The 25,069-nt window shown below is 66.1% G+C and carries 25 protein-coding genes; 11 read left to right on the forward strand and 14 right to left on the reverse strand.

The window, feature by feature from the left end; genetic code table 11:
- Positions 1–28: 28 nt before the first annotated feature.
- Entirely contained in the window at positions 29–286 is a 258-nt protein-coding gene (locus TSA1_RS27770; protein ID WP_097660959.1) for a sulfur globule protein precursor, read from the reverse strand.
- A gap of 312 nt (positions 287–598) precedes the next feature.
- On the opposite strand from TSA1_RS27770, the gene ndk reads away from it, so the two are divergent.
- Together ndk and TSA1_RS27780 are read left to right on the forward strand one after the other, a co-directional pair.
- Complete coding sequence (ndk, locus tag TSA1_RS27775) at positions 599–1,021, forward strand: nucleoside-diphosphate kinase (RefSeq protein WP_100179124.1); 423 nt, start codon at positions 599–601, stop codon at positions 1,019–1,021.
- A gap of 41 nt (positions 1,022–1,062) precedes the next feature.
- On the forward strand, positions 1,063–1,923 hold the full coding sequence (locus TSA1_RS27780; protein ID WP_100179125.1) for a TerC family protein: 861 nt from the start codon (positions 1,063–1,065) through the stop codon (positions 1,921–1,923).
- A gap of 7 nt (positions 1,924–1,930) precedes the next feature.
- Here TSA1_RS27780 and TSA1_RS27785 read toward each other — a convergent pair whose 3' ends face one another.
- The 5 genes from TSA1_RS27785 to TSA1_RS27805 all read right to left on the reverse strand — a co-directional run bounded on the left by TSA1_RS27785 (position 1,931) and on the right by TSA1_RS27805 (position 7,510).
- The gene (locus TSA1_RS27785; protein WP_100179126.1) at positions 1,931–2,242 is read right to left on the reverse strand and encodes a DUF3240 family protein; all 312 of its coding nucleotides are present in this window, start codon (positions 2,240–2,242) and stop codon (positions 1,931–1,933) included.
- A complete protein-coding gene (locus tag TSA1_RS27790; RefSeq protein WP_100179127.1) occupies positions 2,239–5,313 on the reverse strand; it encodes an efflux RND transporter permease subunit in 3,075 nt (1,024 codons plus the stop codon). Before TSA1_RS27790 ends, TSA1_RS27785 begins: the two co-directional genes overlap by 4 nt.
- Positions 5,314–6,348: an efflux RND transporter periplasmic adaptor subunit gene (locus TSA1_RS27795; protein ID WP_245448591.1), complete on the reverse strand. Its 1,035-nt coding sequence runs from the start codon at positions 6,346–6,348 to the stop codon at positions 5,314–5,316.
- 311 nt (positions 6,349–6,659) lie between these two features.
- The gene (locus tag TSA1_RS27800) at positions 6,660–7,223 is read right to left on the reverse strand and encodes a cytochrome b/b6 domain-containing protein (RefSeq protein ID WP_100179129.1); all 564 of its coding nucleotides are present in this window, start codon (positions 7,221–7,223) and stop codon (positions 6,660–6,662) included.
- Between the two features lie 11 nt (positions 7,224–7,234).
- Entirely contained in the window at positions 7,235–7,510 is a 276-nt protein-coding gene (locus tag TSA1_RS27805; protein WP_100179130.1) for a PepSY domain-containing protein, read from the reverse strand.
- Positions 7,511–7,644: 134 nt separating this feature from the next.
- Here TSA1_RS27805 and TSA1_RS27810 point away from each other — a divergent pair, with 134 nt between their 5' ends.
- The 3 genes from TSA1_RS27810 to TSA1_RS27820 are packed head-to-tail and all read left to right on the forward strand — an operon-like array spanning position 7,645 to position 10,009.
- The gene (locus TSA1_RS27810; protein WP_100179131.1) at positions 7,645–7,971 is read left to right on the forward strand and encodes a PepSY domain-containing protein; all 327 of its coding nucleotides are present in this window, start codon (positions 7,645–7,647) and stop codon (positions 7,969–7,971) included.
- Complete coding sequence (locus TSA1_RS27815; RefSeq protein WP_100181366.1) at positions 7,971–8,636, forward strand: response regulator transcription factor; 666 nt, start codon at positions 7,971–7,973, stop codon at positions 8,634–8,636. The genes TSA1_RS27810 and TSA1_RS27815 overlap by 1 nt, the downstream gene beginning before the upstream one ends.
- Entirely contained in the window at positions 8,633–10,009 is a 1,377-nt protein-coding gene (locus TSA1_RS27820; RefSeq protein ID WP_100179132.1) for a sensor histidine kinase, read from the forward strand. The genes TSA1_RS27815 and TSA1_RS27820 overlap by 4 nt, the downstream gene beginning before the upstream one ends.
- Positions 10,010–10,115: 106 nt before the next feature.
- Here TSA1_RS27820 and TSA1_RS27825 read toward each other — a convergent pair whose 3' ends face one another.
- The 5 genes from TSA1_RS27825 to TSA1_RS27845 all read right to left on the reverse strand — a co-directional run bounded on the left by TSA1_RS27825 (position 10,116) and on the right by TSA1_RS27845 (position 15,864).
- A complete protein-coding gene (locus TSA1_RS27825) occupies positions 10,116–11,276 on the reverse strand; it encodes a helix-turn-helix transcriptional regulator (protein ID WP_145984382.1) in 1,161 nt (386 codons plus the stop codon).
- A gap of 167 nt (positions 11,277–11,443) precedes the next feature.
- Positions 11,444–12,973 carry a L,D-transpeptidase family protein gene (locus tag TSA1_RS27830; RefSeq protein ID WP_245448433.1) on the reverse strand — a complete coding sequence of 510 codons (1,530 nt, stop codon included), beginning with the start codon at positions 12,971–12,973 and terminating at the stop codon, positions 11,444–11,446.
- A gap of 533 nt (positions 12,974–13,506) precedes the next feature.
- Entirely contained in the window at positions 13,507–14,469 is a 963-nt protein-coding gene (locus TSA1_RS27835; RefSeq protein WP_100179135.1) for an acetyl-CoA carboxylase carboxyltransferase subunit alpha, read from the reverse strand.
- 271 nt (positions 14,470–14,740) lie between these two features.
- The gene (xerD, locus tag TSA1_RS27840; RefSeq protein WP_100179136.1) at positions 14,741–15,700 is read right to left on the reverse strand and encodes a site-specific tyrosine recombinase XerD; all 960 of its coding nucleotides are present in this window, start codon (positions 15,698–15,700) and stop codon (positions 14,741–14,743) included.
- A 17-nt stretch (positions 15,701–15,717) separates the two neighbouring features.
- The gene (locus tag TSA1_RS27845; RefSeq protein ID WP_014439243.1) at positions 15,718–15,864 is read right to left on the reverse strand and encodes a hypothetical protein; all 147 of its coding nucleotides are present in this window, start codon (positions 15,862–15,864) and stop codon (positions 15,718–15,720) included.
- A gap of 182 nt (positions 15,865–16,046) precedes the next feature.
- On the opposite strand from TSA1_RS27845, the gene TSA1_RS27850 reads away from it, so the two are divergent.
- The 3 genes from TSA1_RS27850 to TSA1_RS27860 are packed head-to-tail and all read left to right on the forward strand — an operon-like array spanning position 16,047 to position 19,149.
- Entirely contained in the window at positions 16,047–16,670 is a 624-nt protein-coding gene (locus TSA1_RS27850) for a shikimate kinase (protein ID WP_174719104.1), read from the forward strand.
- The gene (gene aroB / locus TSA1_RS27855; protein WP_100179138.1) at positions 16,667–17,815 is read left to right on the forward strand and encodes a 3-dehydroquinate synthase; all 1,149 of its coding nucleotides are present in this window, start codon (positions 16,667–16,669) and stop codon (positions 17,813–17,815) included. Before TSA1_RS27850 ends, aroB begins: the two co-directional genes overlap by 4 nt.
- A gap of 29 nt (positions 17,816–17,844) precedes the next feature.
- Positions 17,845–19,149 (forward strand): HlyC/CorC family transporter, encoded by a 1,305-nt coding sequence (locus TSA1_RS27860; protein WP_100179139.1) that lies wholly within the window; start codon positions 17,845–17,847, stop codon positions 19,147–19,149.
- A 173-nt stretch (positions 19,150–19,322) separates the two neighbouring features.
- Here TSA1_RS27860 and TSA1_RS27865 read toward each other — a convergent pair whose 3' ends face one another.
- Positions 19,323–19,592 carry a BolA family protein gene (locus TSA1_RS27865; RefSeq protein WP_100179140.1) on the reverse strand — a complete coding sequence of 90 codons (270 nt, stop codon included), beginning with the start codon at positions 19,590–19,592 and terminating at the stop codon, positions 19,323–19,325.
- A gap of 105 nt (positions 19,593–19,697) precedes the next feature.
- Between TSA1_RS27865 and TSA1_RS27870 the strand changes: the two genes are divergently transcribed.
- Positions 19,698–20,330 (forward strand): J domain-containing protein, encoded by a 633-nt coding sequence (locus tag TSA1_RS27870; protein WP_100179141.1) that lies wholly within the window; start codon positions 19,698–19,700, stop codon positions 20,328–20,330.
- 206 nt (positions 20,331–20,536) lie between these two features.
- Here TSA1_RS27870 and TSA1_RS27875 read toward each other — a convergent pair whose 3' ends face one another.
- Positions 20,537–21,631, reverse strand: a complete 1,095-nt coding sequence (locus tag TSA1_RS27875) for a citrate synthase/methylcitrate synthase (RefSeq protein ID WP_100179142.1) — start codon at positions 21,629–21,631, stop codon at positions 20,537–20,539.
- 84 nt (positions 21,632–21,715) lie between these two features.
- On the opposite strand from TSA1_RS27875, the gene TSA1_RS27880 reads away from it, so the two are divergent.
- Positions 21,716–22,930, forward strand: a complete 1,215-nt coding sequence (locus TSA1_RS27880) for a citrate synthase family protein (protein ID WP_100179143.1) — start codon at positions 21,716–21,718, stop codon at positions 22,928–22,930.
- A 177-nt stretch (positions 22,931–23,107) separates the two neighbouring features.
- Here TSA1_RS27880 and TSA1_RS27885 read toward each other — a convergent pair whose 3' ends face one another.
- Positions 23,108–23,767: a DedA family protein gene (locus TSA1_RS27885; protein ID WP_100179144.1), complete on the reverse strand. Its 660-nt coding sequence runs from the start codon at positions 23,765–23,767 to the stop codon at positions 23,108–23,110.
- A gap of 309 nt (positions 23,768–24,076) precedes the next feature.
- Here TSA1_RS27885 and cobS point away from each other — a divergent pair, with 309 nt between their 5' ends.
- Complete coding sequence (cobS, locus tag TSA1_RS27890) at positions 24,077–25,060, forward strand: cobaltochelatase subunit CobS (protein ID WP_430649779.1); 984 nt, start codon at positions 24,077–24,079, stop codon at positions 25,058–25,060.
- Positions 25,061–25,069 lie beyond the last annotated feature (9 nt).

A 25,069-nucleotide genomic window follows, 5' to 3' on the forward strand; every position in this document is an offset into this window, starting at 1 on the left:
CTTGGTTTTCAGGAAGGTGCTGTCGGGCTCAGTAGCAGCGGTTGATCAGCCGCCAGCGGGGTCCCCAGGGGGTCGGGACCAGCCGGCGCACATAGCAGCCGCCATATCCGTAGGAGACGGGGGCATAGAAGCGCGGGCCGCCCCAGCCGTAACCGCGGTGCCAGCCACCGCCGCCGCCGTGCCAGCCCCAGCCGCCGCCATGCCAGTGAGCGGAGGCCGAGGTCGGCGCCAGCGCGGCACCGAGCGCAACCGCAGCGACAGCGGCAAGCGAAAGTTTCCTCAACATGGTGATCTCCTCAAAACTGCCGGCGCGGGGGGGATCCGCGTCGATGAAAGGCCGCCGAAACGGTCCGCCTCGTGATCAGGCTTCGGTTTCGATGGAATGAGCATAGGCCGGCAGGCCGAACCAAAGCCTGAATGGCGCCTTCAGATTGGGTTCATCTGGGTGAAATTGTCGTAACCCAAGCGGAAATCGCCGGTCCCGGTGCTGCGGCGAAGCGTCTGTGGCGTCATCCCGGCGGTCGCTTGCCGGATGGCAAAGGCGCCGATATAAGCCCCGCAACTCGACACCCCCGCTTTTCTTCCCAAGGACAAGATTATGGCCATCGAACGCACTTTCTCGATCATCAAGCCCGACGCGACCGCGCGTAACCTGACCGGCGCCGTCAACGCCGTGATCGAAAAAGCGGGCCTGCGCATCGTCGCGCAGAAGCGTATCCGCATGACCAAGGAGCAGGCCGAGACCTTCTACGCCGTCCACAAGGCGCGGCCGTTCTTCGGCGAGCTCGTCGAGTTCATGACCTCGGGCCCGGTCGTCGTCCAGGTGCTGGAAGGCGAGAACGCCGTCGCCCGCTATCGCGACGCGATGGGTGCGACCGACCCGTCCAAGGCTGCCGACGGCACCATCCGCAAGCTCTACGCAAAGTCGATCGGCGAGAACTCCGCGCACGGCTCGGATGCGCCGGAGACGGCCGCGATCGAGATCGCGCAGTTCTTCTCGGGCAACGAGATCGTCGGCTGATCAACGGCCGTAAGTGAAAGACGAGGGCGAAAGGACTCATTGTGGACTGGCTCTGGCAGATCTTCGATCCCGCGACGATCGGGGTATTCTTCACCCAGTTTCGCAATGAGATGGCTGCGCCGACTTTCTGGATCGCGGTCGGCAAGATCATCTGGATCAACATCCTGCTCTCCGGCGACAACGCGCTGGTGATCGCGCTCGCGTGCCGCGGCCTCTCGCCGCGACACCGGCTGTGGGGCATGATCTTCGGTGCCGGCGCAGCGGTGATGCTGCGGATCATCTTCACCGGCATCGTCGCAACCCTGATGGAGCTGCCGTATCTCAAGCTGGTCGGCGGTCTCGCCCTGATCGTGATCGCGGCCAAGCTCCTGGTGCCGGAACACGAGGACGAGGACGACGTCGACGCGGCCTCGCATCTTTGGCAGGCGGTGCAGATCGTCGTCGTCGCCGACATCGTCATGTCGCTCGACAACGTCATTGCAGTGGCCGCCGCGGCCAATGGCAGCGCGCCGCTCCTGGTCCTCGGCCTTGCCATCAGCGTGCCACTGATCGTCGCCGGCGCGGCGCTGATCATGGCGCTGCTCGAAAAGCTGCCGGTGCTGGTCTGGGCCGGTGCGGCGCTGCTCGGCTGGATCGCGGGCGAGGTGATCTCGACCGATCCCGGCGTCGCGCCGAAGCTGCACACGCTGTTCGACGGTCCGTTCGGCGCCTCGCTCGACGGCATGCTCGGCGCCGTGCGCATCCCGCCGCAGTTCGGCCATGGCGGGGCCGGCGGCGAATATTTCTGCGCCGCGCTCGGCGTCGTCGTCGTGCTCGTGGTCGGCAGCATCTGGCGCCGGCGCAAACTGAACTCTGCCGCGCTGGAATCGTCCGAGCGCCACGCCCGGGCCTCGGCAGAGTAGGGCCGGCTCAGTCGATCATGCCGAGTTCCGTCACCGGCATCGTCCAGTAGACCAGCTTGGTCCCCGCAAACGAAACCCGCAGGCGCTCGAGCAGGCGGCTGGCATCGGTGCTCGCCAGCACCACTTGCACGACGGTCTGATCGGCATGGCCCTTCACGCGTTCGGCGGCCGTCAGCAATCGGACCTCGGTGCCGTGACCTGAGCCCTGTAAGGCCGTGAACCCCGAAACCAGATCGCTCTGCTCGGCGAGAATGTCGAACATTTCGTCGCGAAGCTGATGCGGCACGATCAGCGTGAGACAGACGGGCTGGTCGATCATTTCGTCACCTTCGACGCCCCGCCATAGCGGCGGTACAGGATCGGCAGGAGAATCAGGGTGAGCAGGGTGGAGGACAGCAGTCCTCCGATCACGACGACGGCGAGCGGTCGCTGCACCTCGGATCCCGGGCCGGTGGCGAACAGCAGCGGGATCAGGCCGAGCGCCGTGATGCTCGCGGTCATCAGCACCGGCCGAAGCCGGCGCATGGCGCCTTCGACGACGATGCGATCCTCGGGAAGGCCGTGGGCGCGGAGCTGATTGAAGTAGGAGACCAGCACGACGCCGTTGAGCACGGCGATGCCGAGCAGCGCGATGAAGCCGACCGAGGCCGGCACCGACAGATACTCGCCCGTCACCACCAGCGCGAACACGCCGCCGATCAGGGCAAAGGGAATGTTGACCAGCACCAGCAAGGCCTGGCGGATGGCCCCGAACGTCGTGAAGAGCAGCACGAAGATCAGGCCGATCGCGACGGGGACCACGATCGACAGGCGCGCGGCGGCGCGCTGCTGGTTCTCGAACTGTCCGCCCCAGCTCAGCCGGTAGCCGTTCGGAAGCGGCAGTTCGCTCGCCACCTTCTGGCGCGCCGCTTCGACGAAGCCGACCATGTCCCGACCGCGGACGTTGGCGCGCACCACGCTCATGCGGGCGCCGTCCTCGCGGTCGATCTTCACCGGGCCGTCGACGCGCTGGATGCGGGCAACCTGCGACAGCGCGACATGCCGCCCGGACGCCAGCGTCAGCGGCAGGCTCGCCAGCAGCGTCGGCGCTTCCCGCGTCGTCTCGCTGCCCCGGATGAGGATCGGCGTGCGGCGCCCTTCCTCGAGCGCGGTGCCGATGGTCCGGCCCTCGATCTGGGTGCGCAGCGAGTTGACGATGGAATCCACGGTGAGGCCGAGGCGGCCGGCCTCCATGCGATTGACCGCAACCGTGTAATATTGAGCGCCTTCGTTCAGCGTGGTGTAGACGTCCTCGGCGCCGTCGATGCTGGACAGGATCGCCGACAGTTTCGCCGCGGTTTCGTTCAGCCTGGCGATGTCGGGGCCGAAGATCTTGACGGCGACATCGCCGCGCACACCGCTGATCATCTCCTGCACGCGCATGTCGATGGGCTGGGTGAAGCTGAGCGAGATGCCGGGAAAGCCGGCCAGGACCTCGCGGAGCTTCTGCAGCAGGGCCTCGCGATTGTCGGTCGCGCGCTCGGCGGCCGGCTTGAGCACCAGGAACGTGTCGGTCTGGTTGGGGCCCATCGGATCCAGGCCAAGCTCGTCCGACCCGGTCCGGGCGACGATCCCGGCAATGTCAGGCACGGCCAGAAGCGCGGTCTGCAACCGCGCGTTCATCGCAAGCGACTCGTCGAGATTGACGGAGGGAAGCGTCTCCACGCTGACGATGACGTCGCCTTCGTCCATCGTCGGCATGAAGGTCTTGCCGAGCTGGGTGTAGGCAAAGCCCGCCGCGACGAGGCCGATCAGCGCCGCGGCCATGACCTTGCGCTCGTTGTTCAGGGCCCAGGCCAGTGCCGGCGCGTAGACGCGCTGGGCGGCGCGCACCAGCAGAGGATCGTGATGCGAGGCGGATTTGAGCACATAGGAGGTTGCGACCGGGATCACGGTGAGCGCCAGCAAGAGCGAGCCGGCCAGCGCGAAAATGATGGCCAGCGCGACCGGGATGAACAGCTTGCCCTCGAGCCCCTGCAGCGTCAGCAGGGGCACGAACACGATGATGATGATCAGCACGCCCGAGGCGACAGGCTCCAGCACTTCGCAGACCGAGCGGTAGATCAAATGGATCAGCGGGAGACCCTTGCCCGGCTCATGCTTGCCGAGATTGCCGACGATGTTCTCGACCACGACGACCAGCGCGTCGATCAGCATGCCGATCGCGATCGCGAGCCCGCCGAGGCTCATCAGATTGGCCGACATCCCGACGAGGCGCATGATGATCAACGCGATCACGATGGCGAGCGGCAGGCTGAGGGCGATCACCAGCGAGGCCCGCCAGTTGCCGAGGAAGAGCAGCAAAAGGACGATGACGAGGACGGTGGCCTCGCCGAGGGCCCGCACCACGGTGCCGACGGCGCGGTTGACCAGGCGGCTGCGGTCGTAGAACACGTTGATCGAAACGCTCTTCGGCAGCGCACCTTGCAGCTCGGCAAGCCGGGCGCGGACGTCGCGGATGAGCTGACCCGCGTTGGCGCCGCGCAGGCCAAGCACGAGGCCCTCGACGGTTTCGCCGCGGCCGTCCGTCGTGACCGCGCCATAGCGTGTCAGCGTCCCGACTTTGACGGTGGCGACGTCGTTGACCAGGATCGGAACGCCCTCGCGGGTGTCGACGACGATGGCCTTGATGTCCTCGACCGATCGGATGCTGCCTTCGATCCGAACCAGAGCGCTGTCCTCGCCCTGATTGACCCGTCCGGCGCCGTCATTGCGGCTGTTGGCTTCGATGGCCCGGCGAAACAGCTCGTAGGATATGCCGCGCGCGGCCAGCGCATCGTTGCGCGGCACGATCTCGAAGGCACGGACATAGCCGCCGAGCGCATTGACGTCCGCAACGCCGGGTACCGTCCGCAGGGCAGGGCGGATCACCCAGTCGAGCAGGGTCCGGCGCTCGGCGAGCGAAAGCTCGGGACTGTCGATCGTGAACATGAACATCTCGCCCAGCGGGCTCGTGATCGGCGCAAGACCCCCGGTCACGCCTTCCGGGAAGTCGCGCGAGATGTTCGACAGCCGCTCCGAGACCTGGTTGCGCGCCCAGTAGATGTCGGTGCCGTCCTCGAAATCGACGGTGATGTCGGCCAGCGCATATTTCGTGGTCGAGCGGAGCACCTTCTTGTTCGGCAACCCGAGCAGCTCGAGCTCGACCGGGACGGTGATGCGTTGCTCGACCTCTTCCGGGGTGAGGCCCGGCGCCTTCATGATGACCTTCACCTGAACCGGCGAGACGTCGGGGAAGGCGTCGATCGGCAGGCCGGGCAGGAGGACGGCCCCGGCACCGATCACCAGCAGCACGCCCAGCATCACGAACAGCCGCTGCGATAATGCGAACGCAACCAGGCGGCGGAGCATCTACTGCCCCAGTCCCGAGAGAATGCCGCGAAGCGCCGAGATCCCGCCGATCGCGATCGCGTCCCGCTCTGTGACGGCGCCCGACACGACGACATGATCCTGGTCTTCCGCGAGCAGCTTGACCGGGACCAGCCGGAAGCCGCCGTCGAAGGCGACGAAGACCGACGTTTGCTCGCCCCGGCGGACCAGCCCGCTATAGGGGATCTCGAAGGCGCTTTCGCCGGCGGAGAGAAAGCCGATGCGCGCCGCGGTGGTTTGACCCGGGTGCAACTCGCCATCGTTGGGGACTTCCGCGCGAACCAGAATGGTCTGGGTGGCGGGGTCGATGGTCTCCGAGACCAGCACGACCTTGCCGGGGGTGGAATAGCCCTCGATCTCGATCCTCGCGCCGCTGCGGATCGCGCGAATGTTGGCGGCCGGCACCGCGATTTCGGCCCATAGCGGTGAGAGCCGCGCCAGCTTGACGAGCGGCGCGGATTGTTCGAGGCGCTGCCCCGGCGACACCGCGAGATCGACCACGGATGCGGTTTGCGGCGCGTTGACGGTGAGCGTCGCGCTGATTGCCGCTTCCTGGGCCAGCCGGGACATGGCTTCGTCGGACATCCCGCTCAGATGCAGCATCTGGCGCCGTTCGGCGACGATGAGAGCGGCCTGGCGCGCTTCGGCCTGGCTGGCCTCGAGCACGCGTTGCGGCACGGCCTTGCCCTCGAACAGATCGACGTTCCGATTGAGCTGCTGGTTGGCGAGGCGCTCCTGCGCCATCGCGTGCAAATAGTCGCGTTGCTGCGAGACGAAGCTTGGGCTCTCCAGCGTGACCAGCGGCTGACCGGCCGTGACGCGGTCGCCGCGCCCGACCAGAAGATTGGCAACCATGCCGGCCACCGGTGCGCTGACGACCCACAATTGCTGCGTGGGAATCACGATCTGGGCGGGATAGGGCAGCGTCAGATCGGTCCGGCTCGCGATGGGGTGGGTGACGCGGACGCCGAGATTGCGCGCCTGCGCATCGCTCAGCTTCACCTCGTCCTGCGCCATCGACACGGAAGCCGGCAAGCTCAATGCAACGGCCAAGAGCGTAATGACCGAGAGCGCACGAACGGGCACGCCCCCTGAAGAGGCGAGACGGAGGCTTCTGCGAAGGATTCGCATGAGGAATAATCCACACCCGGATGTGAGCGAAGCGCTGATCGATGGCAGGTTTCGGGTACTCCACCGGCGCGTGAGTGGGTTGATTTGCCTCAAGCGGGCGAGCCATTGTGGAAAGCTGCTCGGCGCTCGGGGAGCGCTTCGGCGGATCCCGGTCAACTGCTCCTCAGCCGTAGAGACCAGTGGCGAACCGACCTCGCTCACGACCGACGCTTCCTCCCGGTGATCATCGCCTTCACCAGGTTCTCGCGGTGCTCGAAGCTCGCGACCAGGACGCCAAGCACATGAACGACGACGAGGCCGATCGTGAGGTTGGCGAGCGCCTCATGCACCTCTTCCACCCATTTGGCGCCCCAGAAGCTGTCGGTCGTCATCATGTAGCCGGTGGCGCAGGTGCCGATCAGCATGACGATCAGCGCCACGACCATCGCGCCGCCCGCCGGATTGTGCCCGAGATAGCGTGGCGCCTTGAGCAGCGCCACGGCGCGCATATAGGCGAGCACGGCGCGCGGCGAGCGCACGAAGTCGCTGAAGCGCGCATGGCGCGGCCCCACGAGGCCCCACAAAATGCGCAGTGTCAGCAATCCGGCAATCGTGTAGCCGGCGGCGATATGGACGTTCTTGATCTCGTCGCCGGTCGCATAAGCGAGCAGAAACAGCCCGGCCAGCGACCAATGGAACACGCGCACGAAGGGGTCCCAGACCTTGACCGAGGCCGACGGCGTCTCGCCGCCGGCCTCGATCGCGTCGTGAATGGCGCTCATGATGCGGCCCTTTACAGCTGACCGACAATCTGGCCGCTGGTCGGATCGACGAACAGTTCGACCCGGCTGCCGGACTTGTCGATCGTGTAGAGTTCGCCACACGCGTTCTTGAGCTTGGCCTTCTGGACCTTGTAGCCTTGGGCTTCGATCTTGGCCTGCAATTGTTCGAGCGATAGCCAGCTCGCCTGCGGCGCTGCAGTGCAGGGCCGCCCGAGGCTGCCGGCATGAGCCGTCGCTGCGGCTGCAAGCAGGACGGCGGTGGCGGCGATGATGGTGATCTTGCGCATGGTTCTCTCCGGCGTGTGGCGCCCCGGCCGCGTCATGCGGCGAGGCGATGCGCGGACTTTGGCAGAAGGGCCCTGACCGGCGCCTGTTGATCCACGTCAGCAATTTGTCAGGTTGATTGGGGCATTCTCTACTCATGCGAACACCTGGTTTCCTGGAATTCCTCGCGGTGCCGCTGCTGGCAGGCCTCGTGCTCGCGCCGCTGCCGGCGACCGCAGGCGACCACGATAGAGGCGCGCCCGACGCGGTTCGCCGCGCAGTCGAGGCGGGCGAGATCAAGTCGCTCGCCGACATTCTTGCGTCGCTTCGTGGCAAGCTGCCGGGGCAGGTTGCCGGCATCGAAATAGAACGCGCGCGCGACCGCTGGATCTACGAGTTTCGCATCGTCGACGAGAAGGGCCGCCTCTACCAGGTGCACGTCGATGCGCGCAGCGGCGAGATCGAACGCATCAAGGAGAAATGATGCGCCTGCTACTCGTGGAGGACGACCGACGGATCGCGGCCGATGTGGAGAGGGCGCTGCGCGCGGCCGGCTATGTGGTCGAGACCGTCCACAACGGCGAGGAGGCCTGGTTCCGCGGTGATACCGAGGACTACGGCGCCATCATCCTTGATCTCGGCTTGCCCGGCATGGACGGCCTGGCGGTGCTCAAGCGCTGGCGCGCGAACGGACGGACCGTGCCGGTGCTGATCCTGACGGCGCGCGGCAGCTGGGCCGAGCGCGTCGACGGGATCGATGCGGGCGCCGACGACTACCTGCCCAAGCCGTTCCGCATGGAGGAGTTGCTGGCACGGCTGCGCTCGATCGTACGCCGCTCGGCGGGCCATGCCTCCTCACGGATCGTCGCCGGCGACGTCGAACTCGACGAGCGTCAGATGAAGGTGACGCTGCGCGGCGTTCCAGTGGCGCTGTCGCCATTGGAATACCGCCTGGTTGCCTTTCTCCTCCACCATCGTGGCCGCGTGGTGTCGCAGCAGGAGCTGGATGAAAACGTCTATGGCCACGGCGAGGACCACGAGTCGAACGCGCTCGAAGTGCTGGTTGGCCGCGTACGCAAGAAGCTCGGCGCCGATCTGATCGAGACCAGGCGCGGCTTCGGCTATCTGGTGCCGGACACAGCGCCGTGAGCTCGGGCTCGCTACGGCTGAGGCTGGTGGCCGGCGGAGTGGTGGCCATCCTGATTGCGCTCACCCTTGCCGGCGTCGGGCTGACGCTGCTGTTCGAACGCCACGTTTCACGAACCGTCGGCGACGAGCTCGACGTCTATCTCAAGCAACTCGTGGCGGGTATCGACGCCGACGCGCAGGGCACGCTGATGGTCGGCCGGCCGCCGGCCGATCCGCGCTTTGCCGACCCGCTCTCGGGCCTGTATTGGCAGGTGTCGGACGACGGCGGCCAGGTGCTGCGCTCGCGCTCACTATGGGATACGGCTCTGGACCTGCCGCGGGATGAGCCATCGCCTGGCGAGTTGCACCGTCACGTCATCGTTGGCCCGGCGAACGCGCAGCTCCTGGTCAGCGAACGTCGCGTGCTGCTGACCGTGGGAGATCGCCGCGCGCCGGTGCGCGTCGCGGTGGCGGCCGATCTCGCCCGTGTATCGGCCGCTGCCTCGCACTTCGCCAGGGATCTGGCGCTGGCGCTCGGCGTGCTGGGCCTGGTGCTGGCGGCGGCCACCTCGATCCAGGTCGGACTGGGCTTGCGCCCGCTCGACGCGCTTCGCCGCGGCGTCGCGGACGTCCGCTCCGGGCAACGCAAGCATCTCCCCGTCGATGTCCCTGCCGAGGTGAAGCCCCTGGTGGAGGAGGTCAACAGCCTGATCGACGCCCAGGAACGCGAGATCGAGCGTTCGCGCAGCCGCGCCGCCGACTTGGCGCATGGGCTGAAGACGCCGCTTGCCGCACTCGCTGCCGATGTCGCGCTTTTGCGCCAACGGGGCGAGCAGGATGTCGCCCAGGCCATCGAAGCCGTCGGCGATGCGATGAGCCGCCACGTCGATCGCGAACTGGCGCGTGCCCGGGCGAGGGGAACGGCACGACTGCGCGGCGGTATTTCCACGCCCCTCAGACCGCTTGTCCAGACCCTGATGCTGACACTTGCGCGCACGCCCGCAGCGCAGCGGCTCGACTTCAGGACCTGCATAACGGGCGAGCCGAGCGTGCCACTCGATCGGACTGATCTGGCGGAAGTGCTGGGCAATCTCCTGGAAAACGCTGCCCGTCACGCCAGAAACCAGGTGCGCATTGGCGCGGATGCCGCGAAACCGACGATCACGGTCGAGGATGATGGCCCGGGAATCGCGCCCGCCGAACGTTCACGCGTGCTCGAACGCGGGGCAAGGCTGGATGAGCGCGGCGAGGGAGCCGGCCTCGGTCTCGCGATCGTTCAGGACGTACTGAGTGCTTATGGATGGCGGCTCGTTCTTGCCGAGTCCGAGCTCGGCGGATTGAAAGCCATCGTCACCCCCGACGGCAGCCGCGATGGGATGGCTGCTGCTGGTTGAACGTCAGAGCATTTTCGGTTCTGATTGAATCAGAACCGAAGCTCTAGATTCTTGTTTTGACGCGTTTTCTTCACGCGAACCGGTGTCCACTTTGCTCGAAAACGCACTAGCCGCCGCGCAATGCCTTGCCCGCGAGCAAGCTGACGAGCTCCTGCTGACGGGAAAGGCCGGTCTTTGAAAGCACGGCTTTGAGCTGCGTGCGCACCGTCTCGCGCGTCACGCCGATTTTTGCTGCGAGCGCATCGATCGATCCGGCCTGTGCAACGCCACGTGCGACCTGGGCCTCTGCCGGCGTCAGGTCGAACAGCCCTTGCAGGACTTCCGCACTCGGGACCGCGCCGCGATCGACGGGGGTTAGAATGAGCATGAAGGTGGCCAGCGTGAAGATATCGCGTGCCGATCCGCGCACCGGCACGACATGCAGAACCATCGGTACGCGATCCATCGCCGCTGCGATGGCGATGGACTTGACGGCCGGGCTGTTGCCGACGAACGAGGTCCCCAGCGCCGCCAAGAACAATCCGTCCGCAGCGCCATCGGCCAGGGTCAACCGCTCTGCGCGATCTTGGAACAGCGTCGGCATCAGCGCTTCGAACAGGCCGTTCGCCGCGAGCAACCTGCCTCGTTCGCGCAATATCGCTCCGGGCAGCCCAATGGCCTGCAATGCCTCGGCTTGCGCGCGCGCACGCTCGAAGCCAAGGCGGTTCGCAGTCAGGGAGGCTCGAGCCAGATGAGGCCTCAGGCGATCGAGGAACGAGACGACCTCGCGCGGCACCGGTCCGTTGTCCTGGTGTCGCGGCATGACGATCGCAATCGAATCGCCGCTCGGTATTGGAATGATGGTCCCGGCCCTGTAGCCGATTCCGTGCCTGCGGTAGAAATTGCGGTACACGTCATTGGTCGCGATCTCCTCCTCCGAGACAAGGTCTCCATCATTGAGGAAGCCGGCGTAGTTGAGAGCGGCCGCACGCGGCAGCAGCGGATCGCGCTCACTCCATCCCTCTTGCATGAACCGGGACATGGTCTGGTCGTGATTGGCGGAATTGATCCCGCTGACATAGCCGTCGCGTACCGCGAAAAGCAGCCCGCCGTTGCCGCCGACCGCGTTGCCGATCTCATCGAGCAGCTCGGGCCACAACGACGGTATGAGCCCGGCCTCGTAGATGCGGTCAATCAGATGATCGAGATGCCCAAATCCACTCATGTGCAGCGCGAAAGAGCCAGCAGCATAACTATAGTTGGGTAACCGGGCGACACAATCCGGCACATCCCGGCCTTTTCCAAGTCGCGATGTCCTGCGTCCCGCTCTGCGAGGTCAGACCTGCCGGCAAGCTGGCGGATCGCACGTGGCCATTGCAGCGATGAGCCCATCCGCAGGGAAGGACAATCAGCACGCTGAGCTTGGTTTACTCCGGAAGGCGCGGCGTCGCCCGCTTACTTCACCGCCCCAAAGCGGCTGTCGAACGAGTTCGACGACACCACCGGCGCGGCGCCCATGATTTGCGTCGCTTCACCTGCGCCATCGCCCACCGACGGCTTCAGCGCAGGCCGCGTCTGGGCGAGGCGGGTGTCGGGCTTCGCCGGCTCGACGGGCTTGGCGGCCACGGTCGCAGCCGGCTTCGCGTCCTTCGCCGTGTACTTCGCCGTTTCCTTGGACTTGTCGTGGCCCGGCACGAAGCGGGTCACGGCGGCCTTCAGCCGCGACGCGGCGGTCGGCGGCGTCACGGCGGCGGCCGGGGCCACGGACGCGGTGGCTTGTGGCGGCGGGGTGGTCGCGGTCGTCTCGGATGAGCCCATGCCCATCTTGCGGCCGAGGTTGGAGAAGAAGCCTTGCGACTTTTCCTGGGACTTCTCAGTGGGCTGAGCGGTGGCTACGCGGGTGCTGGTCGCGGGCGCAGCCACGGCGACGACCGGCTCTTCCTGCGGCGCCGGCGCGGACGCCACGGAATCGAGATTGGGCTTGGGCGGATTGACGTGGCCGGGGATGGTGCCCGGCGCCTTCGCCATCGCCAGCATCTGCAGCGTGGTGCCTTCGGCGCCCTCGGACAGGCCGGTCGAGCCTTCCGGAATCTTGGCGGCGAAGATCTTGTTCATGCCGCCGTCGATGCCGGTGTTCATGCGCGCCACTGGCGTGCCTTTGGCGACCAGCCTGGCGACCGCGGCCTCGTCCTGCTGCTGCTTCTCGCGCACAGCGCTCGCGATCTCCTCGGGGATCACATAGGCCGGGCATTTGGCCGAGGCGTCGAACACCGGATCGCGCTTGGCGTCGGCCGGCTTGGTCGCGTCAAAGACGTACTTCTTCTCGCAGAAATCGACCTTCGGCTCCTGCCGCGTCACCTCGAAATGATCATAGCCTTCCTTGATCATCTTCCAGAACGGCATGTTCGGATTGTTCCGGTGCCTGGCCATGTTCACCGGCGTCATCTTGAACGGATAGGCCTGCAGCTGGAACGCCTTCTGGCCGCCGAAGAAGGATTCCCGCCCGAGCGAGTAGATCTCCGCGATCTGCTCGTCCGTCATGGCGTAGCAGCCGCGCGAGGAGCAATCGCCGTGCACCATCAGCTGCGAGCCGGTGCGACCCAGCGCCTTGTCGAACGCGTTCGGGTAACCCGTGTTGAAGGACAGGTAGTAGGCCGATTGCGGATTCATCTGGCTCGGATTGATCGAGTAGAATCCCTCCGGCGCCTGGCGGTCGCCTTCGCGCACCTTCGGACCCAAGTCGCCCGACCAGCGGCAGATCGGATAGGTCTTGAGCAGTGCGAACTGGCCCGAGCGGGTCTGCTTCCAGACCTCGAGCTCGGCCTCCTGCTTGAACAGGCGCACCAGGATCGGCGATTGCAGATCCATGTCCTTCTCGGCCATCGCGGCGAGCAGCTTCGGCGGCACCGGCTGGTTGGCCTTGGCGTTGGTAGCGAGCGAGACCTGGTCGGTGTCGCAGCCGGACAGCAGAACGCCGGCCGTCATCAGCGCAACCGAAGCCAAAAGCGCGCGAGCAAGCGAACGAGAAATCAAGATGGACCCCACACCGTGCCGGGCAGAAAGCGCGAACCCCAATTCGTTTGGTGCGTGATCCGACCGGCGAACCGGACCCGTCAAACGGGCTTTTTCAGCTCACGCCCCAGCGCTTATGCCCTGAAGCCATTGATTAAAATTCTAACCTCTGGGTCATGTGGTCGCAACCCGAGCGGGGATCACGAGGCCGTTGGCCCATCGGCATGGTCAACGAAGACTGAATGGACGCCAGTTGGGACGGAACTAGGGCCTTTCGGCCCAGACCAAACTCAGATCGCCGATTTGGGCAAAAAAAGGGTTAACGCGAGGTTACCGGGGAGCTGTGCGGCAGTCTCGTGCCCCGGACGCAGCGCAGCGCCCCTTTGGCGGTGCGCTGCTGAGCCGGGGCCCATTGCTTGAGGCGACGCGCGGAAGCTGCTGGGTCCCGGCTCTGCGGAGCGTCACTTCGTGCCGCACCACGTCCGGGACACGGAAGAGAACCCGAATCAGCCCAGTTTCCGGCCGATATCGAGGAATTTCTGCCGGCGCTGCTGGCGGATGGCGTTGCCGTCCATCCCCCGGAGCTCGTCGAAGGCCTTGGCGATCGCATCACCGGTGGTGGCGATCATGGCGGCGGGGTCGCGGTGGGCGCCGCCAACCGGCTCCTTCAGGATGCTGTCGATCACCCCGAAGCGGAGCATGTCCTGGGCGGTGATCTTCATGTTGTTGGCGGCTTCCTGCGCCTTGGTGCCGTCGCGCCAGAGGATCGATGAGGCCGCTTCCGGCGAGATCACGCTGTAGATGGCGTGCTCCAGCATCAACACCTTGTTGGCGGTGGTGATGGCGATGGCGCCGCCCGACATGCCCTCGCCGGTGATGATGGCGACGTTCGGCACGGTCAGTGCCATGCAGGCATCGGTCGAGCGCGCGATGGCTTCGGCCTGGCCCCGCTCCTCGGCGCCGATGCCGGGATAGGCGCCGGCGGAATCGGCCAGCGACAGCACCGGCAGGCCGAACCGCTCGGCCATCTCCATCAGCCGCACGCATTTGCGATAACCTTCCGGCCGCGCCATGCCGAAATTGTGCTTGATGCGGCTCTCGGTGGAATCGCCCTTTTCCTGACCCATCACGCAGATCGCCTCGCCGCGGAAACGGCCGAATCCGGCGACCAGCGCCTCGTCCTCGCCGAACTTGCGGTCGCCGGCGAGCGGGGTGAATTCGGTGATCAGGCCCTTGATGAAGTCGTTGAAATGCGGCCGCTGCGGATGCCGCGCCACCAGCGTCTTCTGCCAGGGCGTCAGGTTTTGATAGAGATCGGCCAGCGCCTGTGCCGCCTTGTCCTCGATCTTCCCGATCTCCTCGGAGATGTCGGTGCCGGAGGCCGCGAGCGTCCTGAGCTCGTCGACCTTGGAGTCGAGCTCGGCGACGGGCTTTTCGAAGTCGAGATAGCTGCGCATCTGGTCTTGCATCAACTCAATATAGGGGGACGGGGCTCGAGAGCGAAGCGAGGTCGGGGCCGGGGAAAGAAGTGTAGCGTCTTCAAGGACTTGACCTGTGCGCCCGCGGGAGCGCGCCAAATCACGAATGAGGCCCCGGCTCTTTCTGCGGAGATGTGGCCGAAGTCAAGGCGGTTTCACGGGTTGCCCGTAGCCCGGATGGAGCGACGCGCAATCCGGGAAGGTCTGTCCGCGAGGTGAGAACCCCGGATTTCGCGTCGCTCCATCCGGGCTACGGCGACCACTACTTCTCCGCCAGCGGGTGCAGGTCGCGCACCAGGCTCTTCAGCCGCTCCTCGACCACATGGGTGTAGATCTGGGTCGTGGAGATGTCGGTGTGGCCGAGCAGGGTCTGCACGATGCGCAAATCCGCGCCATTGTGCAGGAGGTGGCTGGCAAAGGCGTGGCGCAGCACGTGCGGGGAGACCAGCCGGGCCTGAAGCCCGGAGGCGACCGCGAGCTCCTTCAAGTCGCGGGCGAAATGCTGCCGCGTCAGATGTCCGCTCTCGCCGAACGAGGGGAACAGCCATTTCGAGGCGGCGAGGCTGTCTTTCTTCTTCTCGGTCTTCGCGGCTTCCGTCGCGGCGAGATAATCCGCCATCGCCTGGCGCGAGGCGTCGTTGAGCGGCACCAGGCGTTCCTTGTTGCCCTTGCCGCGCACCACGATCATGCGCGCATCGCGCTTGGCGGCCGAACGCGGCAGCGCCACCAGCTCGGAGACGCGCAGGCCCGTGGCGTAGAGCACCTCGAGCAGGCAATAGAGCCTTAAAGACCGCAGCCGCTTGGCGGGCGAGGCGTCCTCCGCCTCGCTCAATTCCTTGGCGCGGCGGAGCATGCGGTCGACATCTGATATCGACAGCACTTTCGGCAGGCCGCGCCCGCGCTTGGGGCCGGACAGGATCGCGGCGGGATCCTCACTGCGGATGCGCTCGTTCAGCAGGAAGCGATAGAGATGCCGCATCGCCGACAGGCGGCGAGCGACGCTGGTGGATTTGAAGCCGCGGGTGTCGAGATCGGCGAGATAGTCGCGCAGCGTCTGCGTCTCGGCGTCCACGAATGTATGGCCGGCGCGGCCCAGAAATTCCGAGAAATCGGTGAGGTCGCGGCGATAGGCGTCGAGCGTATTGGGCCCGGCACCCTGTTCCGCCGCGAGCATGTCGAGGAACAGGCCGGTGAGCTTGGCGTCTGAGGGCGGGTTGCGCATGCCCTTCAGGCTAGCTCCTATTTCTTGAGAAACTTATCCGGCGGAATCGTCACCGTCATTTCCCGCGACTTGGGACTGACGAAATTGGCCAGTGCGAAGACCACGCCATAGACGATGCCGGCGATCACGGCGACGACCGTCAGGAAGCGGAACAGGCTGGGCATCGGCAGGATCTCGGGAGCAGGTCCAGGTCAGGGTCGAGGCGGGCAAATTAACCAATGAAATCATCCAACATGTTCGCCGTTTCGTGGCAAGAGTCCTCTGGCGAGGGCCCCCTCGGGGTCGTATAGGTGGCCAAAGCTGCCGCCTTTGGCGGCAGATCGAGCGAGATCCAGTCGAGCGAGACATGTCCGACGCCGCGTTGCCGATACCAGCTTCGCTAGAGGCCGACATCCTGTCGGCGCTCGGGGCGCGCTCGATCGTGCTCGTCGGTATGATGGGGGTGGGCAAGTCCACCATCGGCCGTCGCATGGCGCTCAGGCTCAAGCTGCCCTTCGTCGATGCCGACACCGAGATCGAGACGTCGGCCCAGATGAGCATTCCGGAGATCTTCGAGCGCCATGGCGAATCGTATTTCCGTGACGGCGAGGCGCGGGTGATCGCGCGGCTGCTCGACGGCGGGCCTGTGGTGCTGGCGACCGGCGGCGGCGCCTTCATGCGCGAGGAGACGCGCGCGCGCATCGCCGCGAAGGCGGTGTCGATCTGGCTGCGGGCGGACCATGACGTCATCATGCGCCGCGTGCGCCGCCGCGCCGACCGTCCGCTGCTCCAGACCGCCGATCCCGAAGGAACCGTGACGCGCCTGCTCACCGAGCGCGAGCCGATCTATGGCAAGGCTGATCTCACCATCGCATCGCGCGACGTTCCGCACGACCGAATCGTCGAGGAGTGCATCGCGGCGCTGCACGCCCATCTTTGCGGCGAGCATGCCGCCCAACCCCCTGCCGACGTCGCGAGTGCGTTGAGATGACTGCCCCCTTGAAACATTCCGATCCCGTCACCGTCGACGTCGCGCTCGGCGACCGCGCCTATGACATCGTCATCGGCCGCGGCGTGCTGGCCTCGCTTGGCGAACGGATCGCAAGCTTGCGCCCCGGCGTGCGCACCGCGATCGTGACCGATCGCACCGTCGCAAAACACTGGCTCGAGCCGACCGAAGCCTCGCTCGCCGCTGCCGGCATCCCGACCTCGCGCATCGTGGTCGAGGAAGGCGAGATCTCCAAGACCTATGCCGGCCTGGAGAAGGTCAGCGAGGCCCTGATCGCCGCCAGGATCGAGCGCAATGATCTCGTCATCGCGCTCGGCGGCGGCGTGGTCGGCGATCTCGCCGGCTTTGCCGCGGCGATCCTGCGGCGCGGCGTCGACTTCGTGCAGGTGCCGACCTCGCTGCTGGCGCAGGTCGATTCCTCCGTCGGCGGCAAGACCGGCATCAACTCGCCGCAGGGCAAGAACCTGCTGGGGGCCTTCCACCAGCCGGTGCTCGTCATCGCCGACACCGCCGTGCTGGACACGTTGTCGCCGCGCCAGTTCCGCGCCGGCTATGCCGAGGTTGCCAAATATGGCGTGCTCGGGGACGAGGCCTTCTTCTCCTGGCTGGAAAAGAACCATTCCGATATCTTCAAGGGCGGCTCGGCGCGCGAGCACGCGATCGCGACCTCCTGCCGCGCCAAGGCGGGCGTCGTCTCTCGTGACGAGCGCGAGACCGGCGAACGCGCGCTGCTCAATCTCGGCCACACCTTCGGTCACGCGCTGGAAGCGGCCACCGGTTTCTCCGACCGCCTGTTCCACGGCGAGGGCGTTGCCATCGGCATGACGCTGGCGGCGCAGTTCTCGGCCCGGCTCGGCATGATCGGCGAGCAGGACGCGGCGCGCGTCGAACGGCATCTGATCGAAGCGGGGCTCCCGACCCGCCTGCAGGACATCGCCGGCTTTGCGCAGGAGGGGCTTGCCGACGCCGACGCGTTGATGGCCCTGATGGCGCAGGACAAGAAGGTCAAGCGGGGCAAGCTCACCTTCATCCTGCTGGAGGCCGTCGGGCGCGCCGTGATCGCTGGTGATGTCGAGCCGGCGCCGGTGCGCGATTTCCTGAAAGAGAAGCTCGCGCAAAAGGCTTGATGCGCGATTGAACTTCTGTTGAGTGGTTCATGGACTGGCTCGGATTCACCATCGTCATTCTCTGCCTGCTCGTCTCGGGTTTCTTCGCTGCGAGCGAGACTGCGCTGACCGGCGCCTCGCGCGCCAGCATGCTCCGCCTCTCCAAGCAGGGTAATCGCGACGCCGACGTCGTCTCTGATCTGCTCGACATGCGCGAGCGCCTGATCGGCGCACTGCTGCTCGGCAACAACATCGCCAATATCAGCGCGTCTGCGCTTGCGACCTCCATCTTCACCGCCTGGTTCGGCGATGTCGGCGTGCTCTATGCCACCGGCGTGATGACCGCGCTGGTCGTGATCTTCGCCGAGGTGCTGCCGAAGACCATTGCCATCAACGCGCCGGATCGCATGGCGCTCGCGGTCGCGCGCCCGATGCGGCTGACGATGTACGTGCTGGGGCCGCTGCTCAAGATCGTCGAAGTCATCGTTCGCCTGCTGCTGCGCCTGTTCGGCCTCGCCGGCGAGCACCAGGCGATCCTGTCGCCGACCGAGCGCCTGCGCGGCGCGGTCGACCTGCTGCACCACGAGGGCAAGTTCGAGAAGCAGGACCGCGACATGCTCGGCGGCCTTCTGGACCTGCGCGAGCTCCAGGTCTCGGACGTCATGATCCATCGCACCGAGATGATGATGATCAACGCCGATTTGCCGCCGGAAGAGCTGGTGCGCGAGGTGCTGGCCACCGAGTACACCCGCATCCCGCTCTGGCGCGAGAAGCCGGAAAACATCATCGGCGTGCTCCACGCCAAGGATCTCCTGCGCGCGATCCGTGCCGCCGACGGCGACACCTCGCGCATCGACGTCTCCACCATCGCGCTGCCGCCCTGGTTCGTGCCGGAGATGCGCCCCGTCTCGGAGCAGCTCAAGGCCTTCCGCCGACGAAAAACCCATTTCGCGCTGGTCGTCGACGAGTACGGCGAAGTCGAAGGCCTCGTGACGCTGGAAGACATTTTGGAGGAGATCGTCGGCGACATCTCCGACGAGCACGACGTCGTCGTCGCCGGCGTGCGCGCTCAGCCGGACGGCTCGGTCGTGGTCGACGGCTCGGTGCCGATCCGCGATCTCAACCGCGCCATGGACTGGCATCTGCCCGATGAAGAGGCAACCACGGTCGCCGGCCTCGTCATCCACGAGGCGCGCTCGATCCCCGACCGCGGCCAGAGTTTTACGTTCCACGGCTTCCGCTTCCGCGTTCTCCGCCGCGAGCGCAACCGCATCACCGCGCTCCGTATTTCACCGGTGCCGCGCGAGACGGAGCTGGAAGAGGCCAAGCCGAGACGGGCGGGGACGTCGTTTTGATTCTTACCCTCCCCTGGAGGGGGAGGGTCGATCGCGCGTAGCGCGAGCGGGGTGGGGTGATCTCTCCACTCGGGCAGTGCTCAGCGCGGAAAGACCGTCACCCCACCCCGCTTCACATCTCGCTGCGCTCGGTGTGAAGCGACCCTCCCCCTCCAGGGGAGGGTAAGAGGAGATCAACCTTCCCCCGGCGCCTTGGCCTGGATCGCCAGTGCGTGCACGCTGCCGGAGAGTTCCGCGGCCAGCGCCGCATTTATCATGCGATGGCGGTCGACCCGGCTCTTCCCTTGGAAGGCATTCGACACAATATAGACGCGGTAGTGCGTCTCCCCGCCCGGCCGATGCCCGGCATGGCCCTCATGCAAATGTGACTCGTCGACGACTTGCAGGCTTTCCGGCGTGAAAGCTTCCTGCAACTTGTTGCTGATAGTGTCTCGCATAGCCATGTTGTGCCATTCGGGTGCAGAGGTCGCACCCGTTATTTGCCGGGTTTGCAGCGAATTGCAATGTCAAGACTTGAAGGTTTTTGCATTGCGTAGTCAAAGTCAGCCATGCCAATCGATTCATCGAAGTTCTTCGACTCCATCCGCGTCAAGCCGCGGGGCAAGCAGCCGGAAGTAAAGCCGCGCGACACCGCGGTCGGCTGCGAATGGGCCGGATGCCAGAACAAAGGCGCGCATCGCGCGCCGAAGGGCCGCGAGAACCAGCGCGAGTACTGGCACTTCTGCCTGAACCATGTGCGCGAGTACAACCAGAACTACAATTTCTTCTCCGGCATGAACGCCGACGCCGTCGCGCGCTACCAGAAGGACGCGCTGACCGGCCACCGTCCGACCTGGAAGATGGGCGCCAATGGCGGCAAGAAGGGTGCGGAAGCCGAGATCGACATGGCGTCCGATCCGTTCAGCATGTTCTCCGAGATCAACGGCCGCGCCAGCTGGCGGAAGGGGCCCGAAGCCGCGCCCAAAGCCGAGACGCGCAAGGTGATGAACGCCGAGCGCAAGGCGCTGCAGGTGATGGGCCTCGGCCCCGATTCCACGCTCGCCGACGTCAAGAGCAAGTACAAGGCGCTGGTCAAGCAGCACCACCCCGACGCCAATGGCGGCGACCGCTCGACCGAAGACCGCCTGATCGAGATCATCAAGGCGTATAATTATCTGAAGACGGTGGTGCGGGAGGCGTAAGCTGCCCCACTTGTCGCCACACCCTTGGTGTCGTCCCGGACAAGCGCAGCGGAGCGCAGATCCGGGACCCAGAACCCCAGGAAGTAGTTTGGCGAAGACTCGCAGTGAAGAAGTCTTCCTGCGGTACTCCCACCCCCTGCTATCGATAGATCACGCGGTATGGGTCCCGGCGTTCCGCCGGGACGACATGCCGTTATGCGGCGCTATCACGCCTCCGGCATCGCGCCCACGTATGACGAGCTCGGCCTGATCAGCCGCCCGGTGCGCTGCTGTTCGCGCGCATGCGCGGTCCAGCCTGCGGCGCGCGCGACCGCGAAGATCGGCGTGAACGCCTGCCTTGGGATCGCCAGCGCATCGAGCAGGATCGCGGTGAAGAACTCCACATTCGTCTCCAGCGGCCGCTCCGGATTCTTCTTGCGCAGCGCGCTGCGGATATAGGCCTCGACCTCGCCGGCAAAGGGCAAATCGGTGCCGTTGGAGGCAAGCGCCTCGACCGCGGTCTTGAGCACGTCGGCGCGCGGATCGCGCACGCGATAGACGCGGTGGCCGAAGCCCATCATGCGCTCACCGCGGGCCAGCGCCGCATCCACCCAGGGTTTTATGCGCTCGCGCGAGCCGATCGCGTCCAGCATTTCCAGCACCGGCTCCGGCGCGCCGCCGTGCAGCGGGCCGGTCAGCGCGCAATAGCCTGCGGTGACGGCTGCGAACAGATCGGCCTGCGTCGAGGCCACCACGCGCGCGGTGAAGGTCGAGGCGTTCATGCCGTGGTCGCTGGCGGTGACGAGATAGGCATCGAGCGCGGTGACTTCGCGGGTTTCAGGCGCGCGTCCGTGCAGCATGCGCAGCGTATCGGTCGCATGGCTCACATCGGGGTCGGGGGCGACCGGCTCCAGCCCCTTGGCGCGCCGGACCAGCGCGCCCGCGATGACGGGAAACGCGCCGACGATGGTCGCCTCGTGCTCGAGCCCGTGCTCGGCGCGAAGTCCTGCGACCGCCGCGCGAAACCCGTCGATGACGCCCATGCCGCGCGTTGCCGGCAGCAGGTCCGGCAGGCGGGCGAAGGCGCGCTCGCGCGCAATGCCGAGGTGTGAGCGCACATTGGCTTCGGTGAGGGTGGTCTTGCTGGCGCCGTTCCAGAGCCGGGCGGTGACGCCCTCGAAGCTCGACTTGGCGGCGAGGCGTCCGACGTGCTCCCCGGCAATGATCAATTCGCCGCGCTCGCCATCGACATGGCTCAGCACGGTCTCGGCCGCGGGAACGCCGTCCAGCCCGATCTGGCTTTTGGTGAGGTGGATGTTCATGGCCCAAATCTCCCTTTTGCATTGCACGCAGGGGAAAGGTCGGGCCTCTCGACACATTGATCAATCTTGATTACATAAATCAATATGAAAAATTCTTCGGCGCTCTATCTATCCGCCCGGGAAGCCGCAGCTGAGCTCGCGATCTCGCCGGCCACGCTCTACGCCTATGTCAGCCGCGGCCTGATCCGCTCCGAGCCGACGCCGGATTCGCGGAAGAACCGCTACCGGGCCGAGGACGTCCGCGCGCTCAAGGAGCGCCGCATCCCGTCTCCGGAGCCGCGCGGCCTGCGCAGCTTCGATGCCGACCTGCCGGTGATGGATACCGAGATCTCGACCATCACCGAGGAGGGCGCGATCTATCGCGGCGTCAATTGCGTCGATCTTTCCGAGAGCGACACGCTGGAGCACACCGCGACGCTGCTCTGGGACGTCTCCGACGTCGATCCGTTCGCGCCCGACAATCAGCCCGCGCTGTCCGAGGAGATGCGCATGATCGGGCAGGCCGCGCGCCGGGCCGCGCCGATCGACCGCGCCATCGCCGTGCTCGCACTGGCGGCGAGCGTCGATCCCCGCGCGTTCACGCGTGCGCCCGATGGCCGCGCCATGGTCGGCGGGCGTATCGTCCGTCTGCTGGTCGCGACCATGCTCAATGCAGAGCCCTCGGCCGGGCCGTTGCATCAGCAGATCGCAACAGCCTGGGCCGCGGACAACAAGCACGCGCCCGACCTGATCCGCCGCGCGCTGGTGCTGCTGGCCGATCACGAGCTGAACGCCTCGACCTTCACCGCGCGCTGCGCGGCCTCGACCGGCCTCAACCTCTATGATGCCGTGATCGCCGGCCTCGCCGCGCTGAAAGGCCCAAAGCATGGCGGCGCCGGCGTGCTGGCTTCGCAGCTCGTCAAGACGCTGATCGATCGCGACGTCGCCCCTGTCGTGCGCGAGCGCGTCGCGCTCGGCGAGCGCTTTGCCGGCTTCGGCCACGGCGTCTACAAGCGCGGCGATCCCCGCGCGCAATCGCTGCTGAATGCGCTGTCGCGCGCCGGCGCGCCGCGAAAATTCACCCGCGAGGTGCCGGAGCGCATCGCGGAAGCCACCGGCGAGTTCGTCAACATCGACTATGCGCTCGCCGTGCTCGTGCACGCGCTGCGCCTGCCCGCGGGCAGCGAGCTCGCGCTGTTCGCAATGGCCCGCAGCGTCGGCTGGATCGCCCATGCCAGCGAGCAATTGCAGTTCGGAAAGTTGATCCGGCCGCGGGCAAGGTATGTGGGACCGGCGCCGGGGAGGAGAACGTCAGCATAGGCTATAGGCTTCCACCCTCCCCTGGAGGGGGAGGGTCGATCGCGCGCAGCGCGAGCGGGGTGGGGTGATCTCTCCACTCGGATACTGTTGGATGTGGGGAGACCGTCACCCCACCCCGCTACGCATTTCGCTGCGCTCCATGCGTACCGACCCTCCCCCTCCAGGGGAGGGTAAGATCTACGCCCGCGGCTTCGCTTCCGCGACGCCACCGTTCTGCCGCCTCCGATAGATCCACACCGCCAGCCCCCCGGCGATCGCAATGCCCACCACCGTCAGCATCCAGATGTGCTTGCCGACATGCGCGTGGTGATGCAGCCCGGCATATTCGTGCAGGGCCGACACCGCCAGCACGCCCGGCAGCACATGGGCGGGGGCCCAGACCAGGATCGCCGGGATGTTCACCGCATAGAACCTCGCCGGCGCCATGCCGAGCGCACCGGCCGTGACCGGCACGAAGGCGCGGATCGGCGGTACGAAGCGGGCGAAGAACACGGCCCAGGTGCCGAAGCGGTGGAAGAAGCTCTCGCTCTCCGAAACCACGCGCGGATAATTGGTCAGCGGCCAGGTGTTGAGGATTCCGCGCTGCTGCCGGTGCCCGATCCAATAGGCCGAGCCGTCGCCGAGCACGGCGCCGGCTGCGGCGGCCAGCAGTACCCACGGCAGCATCAGCTCGCCACCCGGGACCAGCGCGCTGAGCGCCAGGATGATGGTCGAGCCGGGGATCACCGATCCCACCACCGGGACCGCTTCGAGCAGCGCCGCCAGGAACAGGGTCAGATAGGCCAGCCACGGATGGGCGGAAACGAAGGCTATGAGGGGATCGAGAAAGGACGTCACGTCGTCTCTTGCGGGGCTGGAGCGCGGGGCTTCTGACCCTACATAAGTAAGGGCATGCGGCCAAAGTGCCATTCGCGGGGGTGACCCTTCGAACCCCGCCCGAATTTGGGCGTGATTCGCAAGGCAGCCCTCCAAAAACTGCGTTCCTTGCCTATCTAAATGAAAAGACAACGGAACTTTGATTGGCGGGCGGGCTTCTGCCGGCTCGTTGTCTCTGATAGGTTCGCAGCCGCACCCAGCCGCAGCCAACGTGCAATAACTGGTCTCGGGATCGCCCGGGACCTCGGAGGATTGATGACGACCGCCGCCATGTCCAAAGTTGAGGAAGTTTCCGGTCTGCCCGACATGAAGGTGTCGGTGCGCCAGGTGTTCGGGATCGACAGCGATCTCGAAGTGCCCGCCTATTCCGAAGTCGATCCTCACGTGCCCGATGTCGACCCCGATTATCGCTTCGACCGCGCCACCACGCTCGCCATTCTCGCCGGCTTCGCCCGCAACCGCCGCGTGATGGTGACCGGCTATCACGGCACCGGCAAGTCCACCCATATCGAGCAGGTCGCGGCCCGCCTGAACTGGCCCTGCGTGCGCGTCAACCTCGACAGCCACATCAGCCGTATCGACCTCGTCGGCAAGGACTCCATCGTGGTCCGCGACGGCAAGCAGGTCACCGAATTCCGCGACGGCATCCTGCCCTGGGCGCTGCAGCACAACGTCGCGCTGGTGTTCGACGAATACGATGCCGGCCGCCCGGACGTGATGTTCGTGATCCAGCGCGTGCTCGAAGTCTCGGGCCGCCTGACGCTGCTCGACCAGAACAAGGTGATCAAGCCGCATCCGGCGTTCCGCCTGTTCGCCACCGCCAACACCGTCGGCCTCGGCGACACCTCGGGCCTCTATCACGGCACCCAGCAGATCAACCAGGGCCAGATGGACCGCTGGTCGATCGTCACCACGCTGAACTATCTCAGCCATGACGAGGAGGTCGAGATCGTGCTGGCGAAGGCCAAGCACTATCGCACCCAGGAGGGCCGCGACATCGTCAACAAGATGGTGCGCCTTGCCGATCTCACCCGCAACGCCTTCGCCAATGGCGATCTGTCGACGGTGATGAGCCCGCGTACGGTGATCACCTGGGCGGAGAACGCCGACATCTTCGGCGATATCGGTTTCGCCTTCCGCGTCACGTTCCTGAACAAGTGCGACGAGCTCGAGCGTCCCCTGGTCGCCGAATTCTACCAGCGCTGCTTCAATGCAGAGCTGCCGGAATCGGCGGTGAACGTGGCGCTGAGCTAGGGTTCGGGA

Source organism: Bradyrhizobium nitroreducens, from assembly GCF_002776695.1.
GTDB classification, from domain to species: domain Bacteria; phylum Pseudomonadota; class Alphaproteobacteria; order Rhizobiales; family Xanthobacteraceae; genus Bradyrhizobium; species Bradyrhizobium nitroreducens.

Bases quoted from the DNA above. Each gene is read 5' to 3' on its own strand.
- TSA1_RS27805 (WP_100179130.1), bottom strand. From the start codon at position 7,510: ATGCGCAAGATCACCATCATCGCCGCCACCGCCGTCCTGCTTGCAGCC.
- TSA1_RS27795 (WP_245448591.1), bottom strand. From the start codon at position 6,348: ATGGCGCAGGACGAGGTGAAGCTGAGCGATGCGCAGGCGCGCAATCTC.
- TSA1_RS27875 (WP_100179142.1), bottom strand. From the start codon at position 21,631: ATGAACATCCACCTCACCAAAAGCCAGATCGGGCTGGACGGCGTTCCC.
- aroB (WP_100179138.1), top strand. From the start codon at position 16,667: ATGACTGCCCCCTTGAAACATTCCGATCCCGTCACCGTCGACGTCGCG.
- TSA1_RS27830 (WP_245448433.1), bottom strand. From the start codon at position 12,973: ATGACGGCCGGCGTTCTGCTGTCCGGCTGCGACACCGACCAGGTCTCG.
- TSA1_RS27790 (WP_100179127.1), bottom strand. From the start codon at position 5,313: ATGCTCCGCCGCCTGGTTGCGTTCGCATTATCGCAGCGGCTGTTCGTG.
- TSA1_RS27810 (WP_100179131.1), top strand. From the start codon at position 7,645: ATGCGAACACCTGGTTTCCTGGAATTCCTCGCGGTGCCGCTGCTGGCA.
- ndk (WP_100179124.1), top strand. From the start codon at position 599: ATGGCCATCGAACGCACTTTCTCGATCATCAAGCCCGACGCGACCGCG.
- TSA1_RS27815 (WP_100181366.1), top strand. From the start codon at position 7,971: ATGCGCCTGCTACTCGTGGAGGACGACCGACGGATCGCGGCCGATGTG.
- TSA1_RS27845 (WP_014439243.1), bottom strand. From the start codon at position 15,864: ATGCCCAGCCTGTTCCGCTTCCTGACGGTCGTCGCCGTGATCGCCGGC.
- TSA1_RS27785 (WP_100179126.1), bottom strand. From the start codon at position 2,242: ATGATCGACCAGCCCGTCTGTCTCACGCTGATCGTGCCGCATCAGCTT.
- cobS (WP_430649779.1), top strand. From the start codon at position 24,077: ATGTCCAAAGTTGAGGAAGTTTCCGGTCTGCCCGACATGAAGGTGTCG.
- TSA1_RS27770 (WP_097660959.1), bottom strand. From the start codon at position 286: ATGTTGAGGAAACTTTCGCTTGCCGCTGTCGCTGCGGTTGCGCTCGGT.
- TSA1_RS27860 (WP_100179139.1), top strand. From the start codon at position 17,845: ATGGACTGGCTCGGATTCACCATCGTCATTCTCTGCCTGCTCGTCTCG.
- TSA1_RS27850 (WP_174719104.1), top strand. From the start codon at position 16,047: ATGTCCGACGCCGCGTTGCCGATACCAGCTTCGCTAGAGGCCGACATC.
- TSA1_RS27880 (WP_100179143.1), top strand. From the start codon at position 21,716: ATGAAAAATTCTTCGGCGCTCTATCTATCCGCCCGGGAAGCCGCAGCT.
- TSA1_RS27870 (WP_100179141.1), top strand. From the start codon at position 19,698: ATGCCAATCGATTCATCGAAGTTCTTCGACTCCATCCGCGTCAAGCCG.
- TSA1_RS27835 (WP_100179135.1), bottom strand. From the start codon at position 14,469: ATGCAAGACCAGATGCGCAGCTATCTCGACTTCGAAAAGCCCGTCGCC.
- TSA1_RS27865 (WP_100179140.1), bottom strand. From the start codon at position 19,592: ATGGCTATGCGAGACACTATCAGCAACAAGTTGCAGGAAGCTTTCACG.
- TSA1_RS27800 (WP_100179129.1), bottom strand. From the start codon at position 7,223: ATGAGCGCCATTCACGACGCGATCGAGGCCGGCGGCGAGACGCCGTCG.
- xerD (WP_100179136.1), bottom strand. From the start codon at position 15,700: ATGCGCAACCCGCCCTCAGACGCCAAGCTCACCGGCCTGTTCCTCGAC.